The sequence below is a fragment of the Bradyrhizobium sp. USDA 4353 genome (assembly GCF_054063215.1).
The window spans coordinates 4619654-4632051 of the sequence record NZ_JBSSGB010000001.1; the positions used below are offsets into that span (position 1 = coordinate 4619654).

Genomic DNA, 12398 nt, shown 5'->3' on the forward strand with positions numbered 1-12398 from the left:
TCGTTAGCTCAAGTTAGCGACTGAACGGAGAGTCAAATGGCCAAAGCTAAGTTTGAACGTAACAAGCCCCACTGCAACATCGGCACCATCGGTCACGTCGACCACGGCAAGACCTCGCTGACCGCTGCAATCACCAAGATCCTGGCCGAGACGGGCGGTGCGACGTTCACTGCCTACGACCAGATCGACAAGGCGCCGGAAGAGAAGGCTCGCGGTATCACCATCTCGACCGCTCACGTCGAGTACGAGACCAAGAACCGCCACTACGCGCACGTCGACTGCCCCGGCCACGCCGACTACGTGAAGAACATGATCACCGGCGCCGCCCAGATGGACGGCGCGATCCTGGTCGTGTCGGCCGCTGACGGCCCGATGCCGCAGACCCGTGAGCACATCCTGCTCGCCCGTCAGGTCGGCGTTCCGGCTCTGGTCGTGTTCCTCAACAAGTGCGACATGGTGGACGATCCGGAGCTGCTCGAGCTCGTCGAGCTCGAGGTTCGCGAGCTGCTCTCGAAGTACGAATTCCCGGGCGACAAGATCCCGATCATCAAGGGTTCGGCGCTGGCCGCTCTGGAAGATTCGGACAAGAAGCTCGGCCACGACGCCATCCTCGAGCTGATGCGCAATGTCGACGAGTACATTCCGCAGCCGGAGCGTCCGATCGACCAGCCCTTCCTGATGCCGGTCGAAGATGTGTTCTCGATCTCGGGCCGCGGCACCGTGGTGACCGGTCGTGTCGAGCGCGGCATCATCAAGGTCGGTGAGGAAATCGAGATCGTCGGTATCCGCGCCACCCAGAAGACCACCGTCACCGGCGTCGAAATGTTCCGCAAGCTGCTCGATCAGGGCCAGGCCGGCGACAACATCGGTGCGCTGCTCCGCGGCACCAAGCGTGAGGACGTCGAGCGCGGCCAGGTTCTCTGCAAGCCGGGCTCGGTCAAGCCGCACACCAAGTTCAAGGCTGAGGCTTACATCCTCACCAAGGAAGAGGGCGGCCGTCACACCCCGTTCTTCACCAACTACCGTCCGCAGTTCTACTTCCGCACGACCGACGTGACCGGCGTCGTTCACCTGCCGGAAGGCACGGAGATGGTGATGCCGGGCGACAACATCGCGATGGAAGTGCACCTGATCGTGCCGATCGCGATGGAAGAGAAGCTGCGCTTCGCCATCCGTGAAGGCGGCCGCACCGTCGGCGCCGGCGTCGTCGCCTCGATCATCGAGTAACAACACGAATAGGGAATGGCGGGTGGCGAATGGTGATCCATTCGCCGTTCGCTACTCGCCACTCACTACTCACAGAAAGATACGGCAATGAACGGCCAAAATATCCGCATCCGTCTCAAGGCGTTCGACCATCGCATCCTCGATACGTCGACGCGCGAGATCGTCAACACGGCGAAACGGACCGGCGCGCAGGTTCGCGGACCCATTCCGCTGCCGACCCGCATCGAGAAGTTCACCGTCAACCGTTCGCCGCACGTCGACAAGAAGAGCCGCGAGCAGTTCGAGATGCGCACCCACAAGCGTCTCCTCGACATCGTCGATCCGACCCCGCAGACCGTCGATGCTCTCATGAAGCTCGATCTGGCCGCCGGCGTCGACGTCGAGATCAAGCTCTAAGTTTTTGGATTCACGTTCGCCTTTTCGCGGACATAGAGAAGAACAGGAAGCACGCCGATGCGCTCCGGAGTGATCGCACAAAAGGTCGGGATGACGCGGGTCTTTACGGAGACCGGCGAGCATATCCCCGTGACCGTGCTGAAGCTCGGCAATTGCCAGGTGGTCGGTCACCGCACCACCGAGAAGAACGGCTACGTCGCGCTGCAGCTCGGCAGCGGCAGCCGCAAGACGGTCTACATGCCGAAGGCGGAGCGCGGCCAGTTCGCGGTCGCCAAGGTCGAGCCGAAGCGCAAGCTCGCCGAGTTCCGTGTCAGCGAGGACTCGCTGATCCCGGTCGGCGCCGAGATCCAGGCCGACCATTTCGTCGTCGGCCAGTTCGTCGACGTCACCGGCACCTCGGTCGGTAAGGGCTTCGCCGGCGGCATGAAGCGCTGGAACTTCGGCGGTCTGCGCGCCACGCACGGTGTGTCGATCTCGCACCGTTCGATCGGTTCGACCGGTGGCCGTCAGGACCCCGGCAAGACCTGGAAGAACAAGAAGATGCCCGGTCACATGGGTGTCGACCGCATCACCACGCTGAACCTGCGTGTGGTGCAGACGGACGTCGAGCGCGGCCTGATCCTGGTCGAAGGCGCGGTGCCCGGCTCCAAGGGTGGCTGGATCTCGGTGCGCGACGCCGTGAAGAAGCCGCTGCCGAAGGAAGCGCCGAAGCCCGGCAAGTTCAAGGTCGCGGGTGAGCAGGCTGCCGAAGCGCCGGCCGTGCAGGAGGGCGCATAAATGGAACTGAAAGTCACCACGCTCGAGGGCAAGGAAGCCGGCTCCGTCCAGCTGTCCGACGCCATCTTCGGTCTGGAGCCGCGCGCTGATATTATCCAGCGCTGCGTCCAGTGGCAGCTCAACAAGCGCCAGGCCGGCACCCACAAGGCCAAGGGCCGCGCCGAGATTTGGCGCACCGGCAAGAAGATGTACAAGCAGAAGGGCACCGGCGGTGCTCGTCATGGCTCGGCCCGCGTGCCGCAGTTCCGTGGCGGTGGCCGCGCCTTCGGTCCGGTCGTGCGCTCGCATGCGACCGATCTGCCGAAGAAGGTCCGTGCGCTCGCTCTGAAGCATGCGCTGTCGGCCAAGGCCAAGGACGGTGATCTGGTCGTCTTGGAGAACGCCACCCTCGAGGCGGCGAAGACCAAGGCGCTGATCGGCCACTTCTCGGGTCTCGGCCTGACCAACGCGCTGATCATCGACGGCGCCGAGCTGCACAACGGCTTCGCCGCTGCGGCCCGCAACATCCCGAACCTGGACGTGCTGCCGATCCAGGGCATCAACGTCTACGACATTCTCCGCCGGCAGAAGCTCGTTCTGACCAAGGCGGCGATCGATGCGCTGGAGGCGCGCTTCAAATGAAGACCATCGATCCGCGCCACTACGACATCATCATCGCGCCGGTCGTGACCGAGAAGGCGACCTTTGCCTCGGAGCAGAACAAGGTTCTGTTCAAGGTGGCCGCCAAGGCGACCAAGCCGCAGATCAAGGAAGCGATCGAGAAGCTGTTCAACGTCAAGGTCCGGAGCGTGAATACGCTCGTCCGCAAGGGCAAGACCAAGGTGTTCCGCGGCAATTTCGGTTCGCAATCGGACAGCAAGCGCGCGATCGTGACCCTCGAAGAGGGCCACCGCATCGACGTGACCACCGGACTGTAAGGCTGAGCTGCCATGGCACTGAAGACATTCAACCCCACGACGCCGGGCCAGCGCCAGCTGGTGATGGTCGATCGTTCGGCCCTGTACAAGGGCAAGCCGGTCAAGGCGCTGACCGAGGGCAAGCAGTCGAGCGGCGGTCGCAACAACACCGGCCGCATCACGGTTCGCTTCCTCGGCGGCGGCCACAAGCAGTCGTACCGCACGGTCGACTTCAAGCGCGACAAGGTCGACGTTCCCGCGACCGTCGAGCGCCTGGAGTATGATCCGAACCGCACCGCCTTCATCGCCCTGGTCAAGTATCAGGACGGCGAGCTCGCCTACATCCTGGCGCCGCAGCGCCTGGCGGTCGGCGACACCATCGTCGCCGGCAACTATGTGGACGTGAAGCCGGGCAACGTCATGCCGCTCGGCAACATGCCGGTGGGCACGATCGTGCACAACATCGAGGTCAAGATCGGGAAGGGTGGTCAGCTCGCGCGTTCGGCCGGCACCTACGCCCAGATCGTCGGTCGCGACCAGGACTACGTGATCGTCCGTCTGAACTCGGGTGAGCAGCGCCTGGTGCACGGCCGCTGCCGCGGCACCATCGGCGCGGTGTCGAACCCGGACCACATGAACACCTCGATCGGCAAGGCCGGCCGCAAGCGTTGGATGGGCCGCCGCCCGCACAACCGCGGTGTCGCCATGAACCCGATCGACCATCCGCACGGCGGCGGCGAAGGCCGTACCTCCGGCGGTCGTCACCCGGTCACTCCGTGGGGCAAGCCCACCAAGGGCAAGAAGACCCGCACCAACAAGTCGACCGACAAATTCATTCTCCTGAGCCGCCACAAGCGGAAGAAGTAAGGAACGACGGACATGGTTCGTTCAGTCTGGAAAGGCCCGTTCGTCGAGGCGTCGCTGCTCAAGAAGGCAGATGCGGCGCGCGCGTCCGGCCGTCACGACGTCATCAAGATCTGGAGCCGCCGCTCGACCATCCTGCCGCAGTTCGTCGGCCTGACGTTCGGCGTCTACAACGGCCAGAAGCACGTGCCGGTCGCGGTCAACGAGGAAATGGTTGGCCACAAGTTCGGCGAGTTCTCGCCGACCCGCACCTTCCACGGCCATTCGGGCGATAAGAAAGCCAAGAAGGCTTGAGGATTAAGCGATGAGCAAACCAAAGCGCGAACGGAGCCTCCCCGACAACGAGGCCAAGGCTGTGGCCCGGATGCTTCGGGTGAGCCCGCAGAAGCTGAACCTGGTGGCGCAGATGATTCGCGGCCGCAAGGCGTCGGCAGCCCTCGCCGACCTGCAGTTCTCGCGCAAGCGGATTGCGGTCGACGTCAAGAAGTGCCTGGAATCGGCGATCGCCAATGCCGAGAACAACCACGAGCTCGAGGTCGACGATCTCGTCGTCTCGCAGGCTTTCGTCGGCAAGGGAATCGTGATGAAGCGTTTCTCGCCGCGCGGCCGTGGCCGTTCGGGCCGAGTTTTCAAACCGTTCTCGCAGCTGACGATCATTGTGCGTCAGGTCGAGGCGAGCGCGTAAAGTCGGGCGCTGGGAGAATACGATGGGTCAAAAGATCAATCCGATCGGTCTGCGTCTCGGCATCAACCGGACCTGGGATTCGCGCTGGTTCGCCGGCAAGGCCGAATACGGCAAGCTGCTGCATGAAGACGTCAAGATCCGCGAGATCCTGCACAAGGAGCTCAAGCAGGCGGCCGTCGCCCGCATCGTGATCGAGCGTCCGCACAAGAAGTGTCGCGTGACGATCCACTCGGCGCGTCCGGGCGTCGTGATCGGCAAGAAGGGCGCCGACATCGACAAGCTACGCAAGCGCGTCGCCGACATCACCTCGTCGGACGTCGTCATCAACATCGTCGAGATCCGCAAGCCGGAGCTCGATGCCACGCTGGTCGCCGAGTCGATCGCGCAGCAGCTCGAGCGCCGCGTTGCGTTCCGCCGCGCCATGAAGCGCGCCGTTCAGTCGGCGATGCGTCTCGGCGCCGAGGGCATCCGCATCAACTGCTCGGGTCGTCTGGGCGGCGCGGAAATCGCCCGAATGGAGTGGTATCGCGAGGGCCGGGTGCCGCTGCACACGCTGCGCGCCGACATCGACTACGGTGTGGCCACCGCGTTCACGACCTTCGGCACCTGCGGCGTGAAGGTCTGGATCTTCAAGGGCGAGATCCTCGAGCACGATCCGATGGCACAGGACAAGCGGATGAACGAGGGTGGTGGCGAAAGCCCGTCGCCGCGTTCGCGCCGCGACGCGGCCTGATCGATCAGCCGCGACAAGACAGGTTTGAGGGCTCAAAGCCATGATGCAACCAAAGAAGACCAAGTTCCGAAAGGCGCATAAGGGCCGTATCCACGGCGTTGCGTCCTCGGGCGCGACGCTGGCCTTCGGCCAGTTCGGGCTGAAGGCGATGGAGCCGGATCGCGTGACCGCGCGCCAGATCGAGGCCGCCCGTCGTGCGCTGACCCGTCACATGAAGCGCGCCGGCCGCGTCTGGATCCGCGTGTTCCCGGATCTGCCGGTGTCGAAGAAGCCGGCCGAAGTCCGCATGGGCTCCGGCAAGGGTTCGCCGGAATTGTGGGTGGCCCGCGTCAAGCCGGGCCGGGTGATGTTCGAGATCGACGGCGTCAGCAACCAGATCGCGCGTGAGGCGCTGACGCTGGCCGCTGCCAAGCTGCCGATCAAGACGCGCTTCGTCGAACGCATTGCGGAGTAATGGTCATGGCCGAGATGAAGATTGCCGACATTCGCGCGATGAGCCCCGACCAGATGGACGATGCGATCGTCAATCTGAAGAAGGAGCGCTTCAACCTGCGTTTCCAGCGCGCCACCGGGCAGCTGGAGAACACTGCCCGCCTGCGTGAGGCGCGCCGCGACATCGCCCGTATCAAGACCATCGCCGCGCAGCAGCGCGCCAAGACGAAGTAAGAGGCTCGACATGCCGAAACGGACCCTCCAGGGCGTGGTCGTCAGCGACAAGCAGGCCAAGACCGTGGTCGTGCGCGTCGACCGGCGCTTCACCCACCCGATCTACAAGAAGACCATCCGCCGCTCGAAGAACTACCACGCTCACGACGAGAGCAACGAGTTCAAGCCGGGCGACATGGTCTGGATCGAGGAGAGCAAGCCGATCTCCAAGCTCAAGCGCTGGACGGTGGTCCGCGGCGAGCATAAGAAAACCGCCTGAGTCGTGAGACGCGGCCCTGATCGAAGGGGCCGGTTTCGCTTTCGGGATCAAAAAGGCGCAGCTTTCCTGCGCAGCAGATGAAGAGGACGAGGTGCATCAATGATTCAGATGCAGACCAACCTCGACGTGGCCGATAATTCCGGCGCACGCCGTGTTATGTGTATCAAGGTGCTGGGCGGCTCGAAGCGCCGCTATGCCACCGTCGGCGACATCATCGTGGTGTCGATCAAGGAAGCCATTCCGCGTGGCAAGGTGAAGAAGGGCGACGTCATGAAGGCCGTCGTGGTGCGCGTCCGCAAGGACATCCGCCGCGCCGACGGCTCGGTGATCCGCTTCGACCGCAACGCGGCCGTCCTGATCAACAACCAGTCCGAGCCGGTCGGCACCCGTATCTTCGGGCCGGTGCCGCGCGAGCTGCGCGCCAAGAACCACATGAAGATCATTTCGCTCGCGCCGGAGGTGCTGTGATGGCTGCCAAGATCCGCAAGGGCGACAAGGTGATCGTCCTGACCGGCCGCGACAAGGGTCGCACCGGCGAGGTGTTCGAGGTGCGTCCCGACGCCGGCACGGCGCTGGTGCGTGGCATCAACCTGGTGAAGCGTCACCAGAAGCAGACGCAGAACCAGGAAGGCGGCATCATCACCAAGGAAGCGCCGATCAACCTGTCCAACGTCGCTTACGTCGGCAAGGACGGCAAGCCGACGCGCATCGGATTCAAGATTCAGGCGGACGGCAAGAAGGTCCGCGTTGCCAAGAGCTCGGGAGTTGAGATCGATGGCTGAGACCGCTTACACCCCGCGCCTCCGCACGGAATACGACCGCAAGATCAAGAGCGCGCTGACCGAGAAGTTCGGCTACGCCAACGTCATGCAGGTGCCGCGGCTCGACAAGGTCGTGCTGAACATGGGCATCGGCGAGGCCGTCAACGACCGCAAGAAGGCGGAGACGGCGGCGGCCGACCTGTCGCTGATCGCCGGTCAGAAGGCCGTCGTGACCTATTCGCGGGTTGCGATCGCGACCTTCAAGCTGCGTGAGAACCAGCCGATCGGCTGCAAGGTCACGCTGCGCAAGGCCAAGATGTACGAGTTCATCGACCGCCTGATCAACGTCGCGCTGCCGCGCGTCCGCGACTTCCGCGGCCTGAACCCGAAGAGCTTCGACGGCCGCGGCAACTACTCGCTCGGCATCAAGGAGCACATCATTTTCCCCGAGATCGATTTCGACAAGGCCGGGGAGAGCTGGGGCATGGACATCACGGTGTGCACCACCGCGACGACCGACGACGAGGCCCGTGCCCTTCTGACCGCATTCAATTTCCCGTTCCGGCAGTGAGCAGCTGAGTTTCGAAGCTTCTCAAACGCGGATACCCAGGAGCCAAGCATGGCAAAGAAGAGTTCAGTCGAGAAGAACAACCGGCGCAAGCGGATGGCCAAGAACGCCGCCCCGAAGCGTGCCCGGTTGAAGGCGATCATCGCCGACAAGGAAAAGCCGATGGAGGAGCGCTTCGCCGCGACCCTGAAGCTCGCGGAAATGCCGCGCAACTCGTCGACGACCCGCATTCGCAACCGGTGCGAGCTGACGGGCCGTCCGCGGTCGAACTACCGCAAGAACAAGCTGAGCCGCATCGCGCTGCGCGAGCTCGGCTCCAAGGGCCTGGTTCCGGGCCTCGTGAAGTCGAGCTGGTAAGGAGGGTCGAACATGTCAACGCACGATCCCATCAGCGATCTCATCACCCGCATCCGCAACGCGCAGATGCGCTCGAAGTCGAAGGTCACGACCCCCGGCTCGAAGATGCGCGCCAGCGTGCTCGAAGTGCTGAAGTCCGAGGGCTACATCCGTGGCTACGCCACGATGGAGCATCCGTCCGGCCGCAGCGAAATCGAGATCGAGCTGAAGTATTTCGACGGCGAGCCTGTGATCCGCGAGATCGAGCGCGTCTCCAAGCCCGGCCGGCGCGTCTACACCTCGGTGAAGAACCTGCCGCGCGTGAACAACGGGCTCGGAATTTCTGTTTTGTCGACGCCGAAGGGAATCATGGCCGACCATAGCGCGCGTGACGCGAATGTCGGCGGTGAAGTTCTCTTCACGGTGTTCTAAGAAGGATTGAGCCATGTCACGAATTGGCAAGAAGCCTGTGACGGTGCCGTCCGGTGTGACCGCCACCGTCGACGGTCAGACCGTCAAGATGAAGGGCCCGAAGGGCCAGCTTCAGTTCCTCGTCCATGACGACGTCGAGGTGAAGTTCGAGAACGGCCAGGTCAAGGTTGCCCCGCGCGCCGAGACCAAGCGGGCTCGCTCGCTCTACGGCACCGCGCGCGCCCAGATCGCCAACCTGGTCGAGGGCGTCACCAAGGGCTTCGAGAAGAAGCTCGAGATCACCGGCGTCGGCTACCGCGCCGCGATGCAGGGCAAGAACCTGCAGCTCGCGCTCGGCTACAGCCATGACGTCGTCTACCAGATCCCGGAAGGCATCACGATCGCCGTGCCGAAGCCGACCGAGATCACGATCACGGGCATCGACCCGCAGCGCGTCGGCCAGGTGGCCGCCGAAATCCGCGCCTACCGGCCGCCGGAGCCCTACAAGGGCAAGGGCGTGAAGTACGCGGGTGAATTCATCTTCCGCAAGGAAGGCAAGAAGAAGTAACGGAGCCGGACATGTCGAGAGCAAAGGTTACGAATGCCCGGCGCAAGCAGCGCGTGAGGCTGTCGCTGCGCCGCTCCGCCGGCGGCCGTCCGCGTCTGTCGGTGTTCCGTTCGTCGAAGCACATCTACGCTCAGGTCATCGACGACCAGAAGGGCGAGACGCTCGCCTCGGCGTCGTCGATGGAGAAGGAGATGCGTTCGGCCGGCAACACCGGTGCCGACATCGATGCGGCGAAGGCGGTGGGCAAGCTGCTGGCCGAGCGCGCGGTGAAGGCGGGCATCAAGGAAGTCGTGTTCGATCGTGGCGGCTATCTCTATCACGGTCGCGTCAAGGCTTTGGCCGACGCGGCGCGCGAGAGCGGGCTGAGCTTCTAATATCAACGGTTTTGGGCGCGAGAGCCCCACAGAAGATTGGATAGCACCATGGCAGGTGAACGGGAACGAGGCGGTCGCGATCGCAAGGAGCGCGAGGAGCGCGACAGCGAGTTCGTCGACAAGCTCGTCCACATCAACCGAGTCGCGAAGGTCGTGAAGGGCGGTAAGCGCTTCGGCTTTGCGGCGCTCGTCGTGATTGGCGATCAGAAGGGCCGGGTCGGTTTCGGCCACGGCAAGGCGCGCGAAGTGCCGGAGGCGATCCGCAAGGCGACCGACTCCGCCAAGCGCAACCTCACCCGCGTCGCGCTGCGCGAGGGCCGCACCCTGCACCACGACATCTTTGGTCGTCACGGTGCCGGCCGCGTCTACCTGCGTGCGGCTCCGGCCGGTACCGGCATCATCGCCGGCGGCCCGATGCGCGCCGTGTTCGAGACGCTGGGCATCCAGGACGTGGTGGCGAAGTCGATCGGCTCGTCCAACCCGTACAACATGGTGCGCGCGACCTTCAACGCGCTGAAGCACCAGGATAGCCCGCGCTCGGTCGCTGCTCGCCGCAACATCAAGGTGTCGACCCTGCAGGCCCGCCGCGTCGGTGGCGATGCCGAGGCAGCCGCCGACTAACGAACGCGCGCCGCCTTTGGCAGGCGCATCTCGGAGTTAAGGACAATGGCTGACGCCAAGACCATCAAGATCGAGCAGATCGGCAGCCCGATCCGCCGGCATCACTCGCAGCGCGAGACGCTGATCGGGTTGAAGCTCAACAAGATCGGCCGGGTGACCGAGCTGCCGGATACGCCGGCGGTCCGCGGCATGATCACCAAGGTTCATCATCTCGTCCGCGTCGTCGACGAGAAGTAAGGAGAAGGGCGATGAAGCTCAGCGATATCGCCGACAACGCCGGCGCGCGCAAGAAGCGCATGCGCGTCGGCCGCGGCATCGGCTCCGGCAAGGGCAAGACCTCCGGCCGTGGCGGCAAGGGCCAGACCGCGCGCTCCGGCGTGCGCATCAAGGGCTTCGAAGGCGGTCAGATGCCGATGCATCGCCGTCTGCCGAAGCGCGGCTTCAACAACATCTTCGCGCTCGATTTCGTCGAGATCAATCTCGACCGGATCCAGCAGGCGATCGATGCGAAGAAGCTGGACGCCGGCAGCGTGATCAACGCCGAGGCGCTGGTGAAGTCGGGCGCGCTGCGTCGCGCCAAGGACGGTGTGCGTCTGCTCGGCCGCGGCGAGCTCACCGCGAAGATCAACATCGAGGTGTATGGCGCCTCGAAGTCGGCGATTGCGGCGGTCGAGAAGGCCGGCGGCACCGTCAAGATCCTGGCGCCCGCCAAGGATGAAGGCGAGGCGGCGTAACTTCTGCGTCATTGCCCTGCCCTCGGCTTGTGCTGAACAGGGCAGGGCAATGGACAGAACGCGCTCGCGTACCAGATAATATCCGACGTCTGCCCCAAGCCCTGCGAGCCCTCGCGGGGCTGATCTGGTCAAGAAGGGCGGCGGGAGAAAGCTAAGACATGGCCTCAGCAGCGGAACAACTTGCGGCAAACCTCAATTTCGGCGCGCTTGCAAAAGCCGATGAGCTGAAGAAGCGCATCTGGTTCACCCTCGGCGCGCTGCTGGTCTACCGCCTCGGCACCTACATTCCGCTGCCCGGCATCGACCCGAACATCTGGGATTCGGTGTTCCGCACCCAGGCCGGCGGCATCCTCGGCATGTTCAACATGTTCGCCGGCGGCGGCATCCACCGCATGGCGATCTTCGCGCTGAACATCATGCCGTACATCTCGGCATCGATCATCATTCAGCTGCTCACGACGGTCTCGCCCCAGCTCGAAGCCCTCAAGAAAGAGGGTGAGGCGGGCCGCAAGATGCTGAACCAGTACACCCGCTACCTGACGGTGATCCTGGCCGCCGTGCAGTCCTACGGCATTGCCGTGGGCCTCGAGGGCGCCGGCAACGTCGTGGCCGATCCCGGCCTGTTCTTCCGCCTGTCGACTGCGATCACCTTGACCGGCGGCACGATGTTCCTGATGTGGCTCGGCGAGCAGATCACCTCGCGCGGCATCGGCAACGGCATCTCGCTGATCATCCTGTCCGGCATCGTGGCGGAGCTGCCCTCGGCGCTCGCCAACATGCTGGAGCTGGGCCGTCAGGGCGCGCTGTCCACCGGCCTGATCCTGATCGTCATCGTGATGGCGGTCGCCGTGATCGCCTTCATCGTGTTCATGGAGCGCGCCCAGCGCCGGCTGCTGATCCAGTATCCGAAGCGCCAGGTCGGCAACAAGATGTTCGAGGGCCAGTCCTCGCATCTGCCGCTGAAGCTCAACACCTCCGGCGTGATCCCGCCGATCTTCGCCTCGTCGCTGCTGCTGCTGCCGACCACGGTCGCCAATTTCAACGCCGGCAAGGGGCCGGAGTGGTTCCAGTGGATCACCACCCAGCTCGGCCATGGCCGGCCGCTGTTCCTGGTGCTGTATCTGGCGCTGATCCTGTTCTTCGCCTTCTTCTACACCGCCATCGTCTTCAACCCGACGGAGACGGCCGACAACCTGAAGAAGCATGGCGGTTTCATTCCGGGCATCCGCCCCGGCGAGCGCACTGCGGAATATATCGATTACGTGCTGTCGCGGATCACCGTGCTCGGCGCCATCTATCTGGCGATCGTGTGTCTAATTCCGGAAATTCTGATTTCCTACGCTTCCGTCCCGTTCTACTTTGGTGGCACTTCGCTTCTGATCGTGGTCAGCGTTACGATGGATACCGTGGCGCAGGTTCAGGGTTATCTGCTCGCCCATCAATATGAGGGGCTGATCAGGAAGTCGAAGCTGCGGGGTCGCCGCCGCTGACAGCGGCGGATCGCGGCCCGGGAGCCAAAAAG

Annotated in this window: 23 protein-coding genes; all 23 read left to right on the top strand. The window is 64.0% G+C overall.

What is annotated here, in order from left to right:
• Positions 1 to 36 precede the first annotated feature (36 nt).
• The gene (gene tuf / locus ACVILH_RS20685) at positions 37 to 1227 is read left to right on the top strand and encodes an elongation factor Tu (RefSeq protein WP_434858699.1); all 1191 of its coding nucleotides are present in this window, start codon (positions 37 to 39) and stop codon (positions 1225 to 1227) included.
• 87 nt (positions 1228 to 1314) lie between these two features.
• Positions 1315 to 1623 carry a 30S ribosomal protein S10 gene (gene rpsJ / locus ACVILH_RS20690; protein WP_002712302.1) on the top strand — a complete coding sequence of 103 codons (309 nt, stop codon included), beginning with the start codon at positions 1315 to 1317 and terminating at the stop codon, positions 1621 to 1623.
• 57 nt (positions 1624 to 1680) lie between these two features.
• Complete coding sequence (rplC, locus tag ACVILH_RS20695) at positions 1681 to 2400, top strand: 50S ribosomal protein L3 (protein ID WP_006611838.1); 720 nt, start codon at positions 1681 to 1683, stop codon at positions 2398 to 2400.
• Positions 2401 to 3021 (top strand): 50S ribosomal protein L4, encoded by a 621-nt coding sequence (rplD, locus tag ACVILH_RS20700; protein ID WP_006611839.1) that lies wholly within the window; start codon positions 2401 to 2403, stop codon positions 3019 to 3021. It begins immediately after the preceding gene.
• A complete protein-coding gene (locus ACVILH_RS20705) occupies positions 3018 to 3317 on the top strand; it encodes a 50S ribosomal protein L23 (RefSeq protein ID WP_456714535.1) in 300 nt (99 codons plus the stop codon). The genes rplD and ACVILH_RS20705 overlap by 4 nt, the downstream gene beginning before the upstream one ends.
• Before the next feature lie 12 nt (positions 3318 to 3329).
• Positions 3330 to 4163, top strand: coding sequence for a 50S ribosomal protein L2 (rplB, locus tag ACVILH_RS20710; RefSeq protein WP_006611841.1), 834 nt, complete (start codon positions 3330 to 3332; stop codon positions 4161 to 4163).
• A 12-nt stretch (positions 4164 to 4175) separates the two neighbouring features.
• Positions 4176 to 4454 carry a 30S ribosomal protein S19 gene (gene rpsS / locus ACVILH_RS20715; RefSeq protein WP_008963465.1) on the top strand — a complete coding sequence of 93 codons (279 nt, stop codon included), beginning with the start codon at positions 4176 to 4178 and terminating at the stop codon, positions 4452 to 4454.
• A gap of 10 nt (positions 4455 to 4464) precedes the next feature.
• Entirely contained in the window at positions 4465 to 4845 is a 381-nt protein-coding gene (rplV, locus tag ACVILH_RS20720) for a 50S ribosomal protein L22 (protein WP_006611843.1), read from the top strand.
• A gap of 22 nt (positions 4846 to 4867) precedes the next feature.
• Entirely contained in the window at positions 4868 to 5578 is a 711-nt protein-coding gene (rpsC, locus tag ACVILH_RS20725) for a 30S ribosomal protein S3 (RefSeq protein WP_006611844.1), read from the top strand.
• A gap of 40 nt (positions 5579 to 5618) precedes the next feature.
• Positions 5619 to 6032 (top strand): 50S ribosomal protein L16, encoded by a 414-nt coding sequence (rplP, locus tag ACVILH_RS20730; RefSeq protein ID WP_006611845.1) that lies wholly within the window; start codon positions 5619 to 5621, stop codon positions 6030 to 6032.
• Positions 6033 to 6037: 5 nt separating this feature from the next.
• Positions 6038 to 6244, top strand: a complete 207-nt coding sequence (rpmC, locus tag ACVILH_RS20735; RefSeq protein WP_006611846.1) for a 50S ribosomal protein L29 — start codon at positions 6038 to 6040, stop codon at positions 6242 to 6244.
• 10 nt (positions 6245 to 6254) lie between these two features.
• Positions 6255 to 6503, top strand: coding sequence for a 30S ribosomal protein S17 (gene rpsQ, locus ACVILH_RS20740; RefSeq protein ID WP_006611847.1), 249 nt, complete (start codon positions 6255 to 6257; stop codon positions 6501 to 6503).
• Positions 6504 to 6602: 99 nt separating this feature from the next.
• The gene (gene rplN, locus ACVILH_RS20745; RefSeq protein WP_006611848.1) at positions 6603 to 6971 is read left to right on the top strand and encodes a 50S ribosomal protein L14; all 369 of its coding nucleotides are present in this window, start codon (positions 6603 to 6605) and stop codon (positions 6969 to 6971) included.
• Positions 6971 to 7285, top strand: a complete 315-nt coding sequence (gene rplX, locus ACVILH_RS20750; RefSeq protein WP_006611849.1) for a 50S ribosomal protein L24 — start codon at positions 6971 to 6973, stop codon at positions 7283 to 7285. The genes rplN and rplX overlap by 1 nt, the downstream gene beginning before the upstream one ends.
• Positions 7278 to 7835, top strand: coding sequence for a 50S ribosomal protein L5 (gene rplE / locus ACVILH_RS20755; protein WP_006611850.1), 558 nt, complete (start codon positions 7278 to 7280; stop codon positions 7833 to 7835). Before rplX ends, rplE begins: the two co-directional genes overlap by 8 nt.
• 48 nt (positions 7836 to 7883) lie before the next feature.
• Entirely contained in the window at positions 7884 to 8189 is a 306-nt protein-coding gene (gene rpsN / locus ACVILH_RS20760) for a 30S ribosomal protein S14 (RefSeq protein ID WP_257166565.1), read from the top strand.
• Between the two features lie 12 nt (positions 8190 to 8201).
• Positions 8202 to 8600, top strand: coding sequence for a 30S ribosomal protein S8 (rpsH, locus tag ACVILH_RS20765; protein ID WP_006611852.1), 399 nt, complete (start codon positions 8202 to 8204; stop codon positions 8598 to 8600).
• A 13-nt stretch (positions 8601 to 8613) separates the two neighbouring features.
• The gene (gene rplF / locus ACVILH_RS20770; RefSeq protein ID WP_008963473.1) at positions 8614 to 9147 is read left to right on the top strand and encodes a 50S ribosomal protein L6; all 534 of its coding nucleotides are present in this window, start codon (positions 8614 to 8616) and stop codon (positions 9145 to 9147) included.
• Between the two features lie 11 nt (positions 9148 to 9158).
• Positions 9159 to 9521, top strand: coding sequence for a 50S ribosomal protein L18 (gene rplR / locus ACVILH_RS20775; protein WP_006611854.1), 363 nt, complete (start codon positions 9159 to 9161; stop codon positions 9519 to 9521).
• A gap of 48 nt (positions 9522 to 9569) precedes the next feature.
• A complete protein-coding gene (gene rpsE / locus ACVILH_RS20780; protein ID WP_006611855.1) occupies positions 9570 to 10142 on the top strand; it encodes a 30S ribosomal protein S5 in 573 nt (190 codons plus the stop codon).
• Between the two features lie 45 nt (positions 10143 to 10187).
• Positions 10188 to 10379 (top strand): 50S ribosomal protein L30, encoded by a 192-nt coding sequence (rpmD, locus tag ACVILH_RS20785; protein ID WP_456714536.1) that lies wholly within the window; start codon positions 10188 to 10190, stop codon positions 10377 to 10379.
• 11 nt (positions 10380 to 10390) lie between these two features.
• Entirely contained in the window at positions 10391 to 10876 is a 486-nt protein-coding gene (gene rplO, locus ACVILH_RS20790; RefSeq protein WP_456714537.1) for a 50S ribosomal protein L15, read from the top strand.
• Positions 10877 to 11034: 158 nt separating this feature from the next.
• Complete coding sequence (gene secY, locus ACVILH_RS20795) at positions 11035 to 12366, top strand: preprotein translocase subunit SecY (protein ID WP_011926058.1); 1332 nt, start codon at positions 11035 to 11037, stop codon at positions 12364 to 12366.
• Positions 12367 to 12398 lie beyond the last annotated feature (32 nt).

Coding starts and splice junctions, on each gene's coding strand:
- rplF (WP_008963473.1), top strand. CDS start 8,614: ATGTCACGAATTGGCAAGAAGCCTGTGACGGTGCCGTCCGGTGTGACC.
- rplD (WP_006611839.1), top strand. CDS start 2,401: ATGGAACTGAAAGTCACCACGCTCGAGGGCAAGGAAGCCGGCTCCGTC.
- rpsH (WP_006611852.1), top strand. CDS start 8,202: ATGTCAACGCACGATCCCATCAGCGATCTCATCACCCGCATCCGCAAC.
- rpsS (WP_008963465.1), top strand. CDS start 4,176: ATGGTTCGTTCAGTCTGGAAAGGCCCGTTCGTCGAGGCGTCGCTGCTC.
- rplV (WP_006611843.1), top strand. CDS start 4,465: ATGAGCAAACCAAAGCGCGAACGGAGCCTCCCCGACAACGAGGCCAAG.
- rpsQ (WP_006611847.1), top strand. CDS start 6,255: ATGCCGAAACGGACCCTCCAGGGCGTGGTCGTCAGCGACAAGCAGGCC.
- rplB (WP_006611841.1), top strand. CDS start 3,330: ATGGCACTGAAGACATTCAACCCCACGACGCCGGGCCAGCGCCAGCTG.
- rpsE (WP_006611855.1), top strand. CDS start 9,570: ATGGCAGGTGAACGGGAACGAGGCGGTCGCGATCGCAAGGAGCGCGAG.
- ACVILH_RS20705 (WP_456714535.1), top strand. CDS start 3,018: ATGAAGACCATCGATCCGCGCCACTACGACATCATCATCGCGCCGGTC.
- rplC (WP_006611838.1), top strand. CDS start 1,681: ATGCGCTCCGGAGTGATCGCACAAAAGGTCGGGATGACGCGGGTCTTT.
- tuf (WP_434858699.1), top strand. CDS start 37: ATGGCCAAAGCTAAGTTTGAACGTAACAAGCCCCACTGCAACATCGGC.
- rpsJ (WP_002712302.1), top strand. CDS start 1,315: ATGAACGGCCAAAATATCCGCATCCGTCTCAAGGCGTTCGACCATCGC.
- rplX (WP_006611849.1), top strand. CDS start 6,971: ATGGCTGCCAAGATCCGCAAGGGCGACAAGGTGATCGTCCTGACCGGC.
- rpmD (WP_456714536.1), top strand. CDS start 10,188: ATGGCTGACGCCAAGACCATCAAGATCGAGCAGATCGGCAGCCCGATC.
- rplR (WP_006611854.1), top strand. CDS start 9,159: ATGTCGAGAGCAAAGGTTACGAATGCCCGGCGCAAGCAGCGCGTGAGG.
- rplN (WP_006611848.1), top strand. CDS start 6,603: ATGATTCAGATGCAGACCAACCTCGACGTGGCCGATAATTCCGGCGCA.
- rpsC (WP_006611844.1), top strand. CDS start 4,868: ATGGGTCAAAAGATCAATCCGATCGGTCTGCGTCTCGGCATCAACCGG.
- rpsN (WP_257166565.1), top strand. CDS start 7,884: ATGGCAAAGAAGAGTTCAGTCGAGAAGAACAACCGGCGCAAGCGGATG.
- rplO (WP_456714537.1), top strand. CDS start 10,391: ATGAAGCTCAGCGATATCGCCGACAACGCCGGCGCGCGCAAGAAGCGC.
- rplP (WP_006611845.1), top strand. CDS start 5,619: ATGATGCAACCAAAGAAGACCAAGTTCCGAAAGGCGCATAAGGGCCGT.
- secY (WP_011926058.1), top strand. CDS start 11,035: ATGGCCTCAGCAGCGGAACAACTTGCGGCAAACCTCAATTTCGGCGCG.
- rplE (WP_006611850.1), top strand. CDS start 7,278: ATGGCTGAGACCGCTTACACCCCGCGCCTCCGCACGGAATACGACCGC.
- rpmC (WP_006611846.1), top strand. CDS start 6,038: ATGGCCGAGATGAAGATTGCCGACATTCGCGCGATGAGCCCCGACCAG.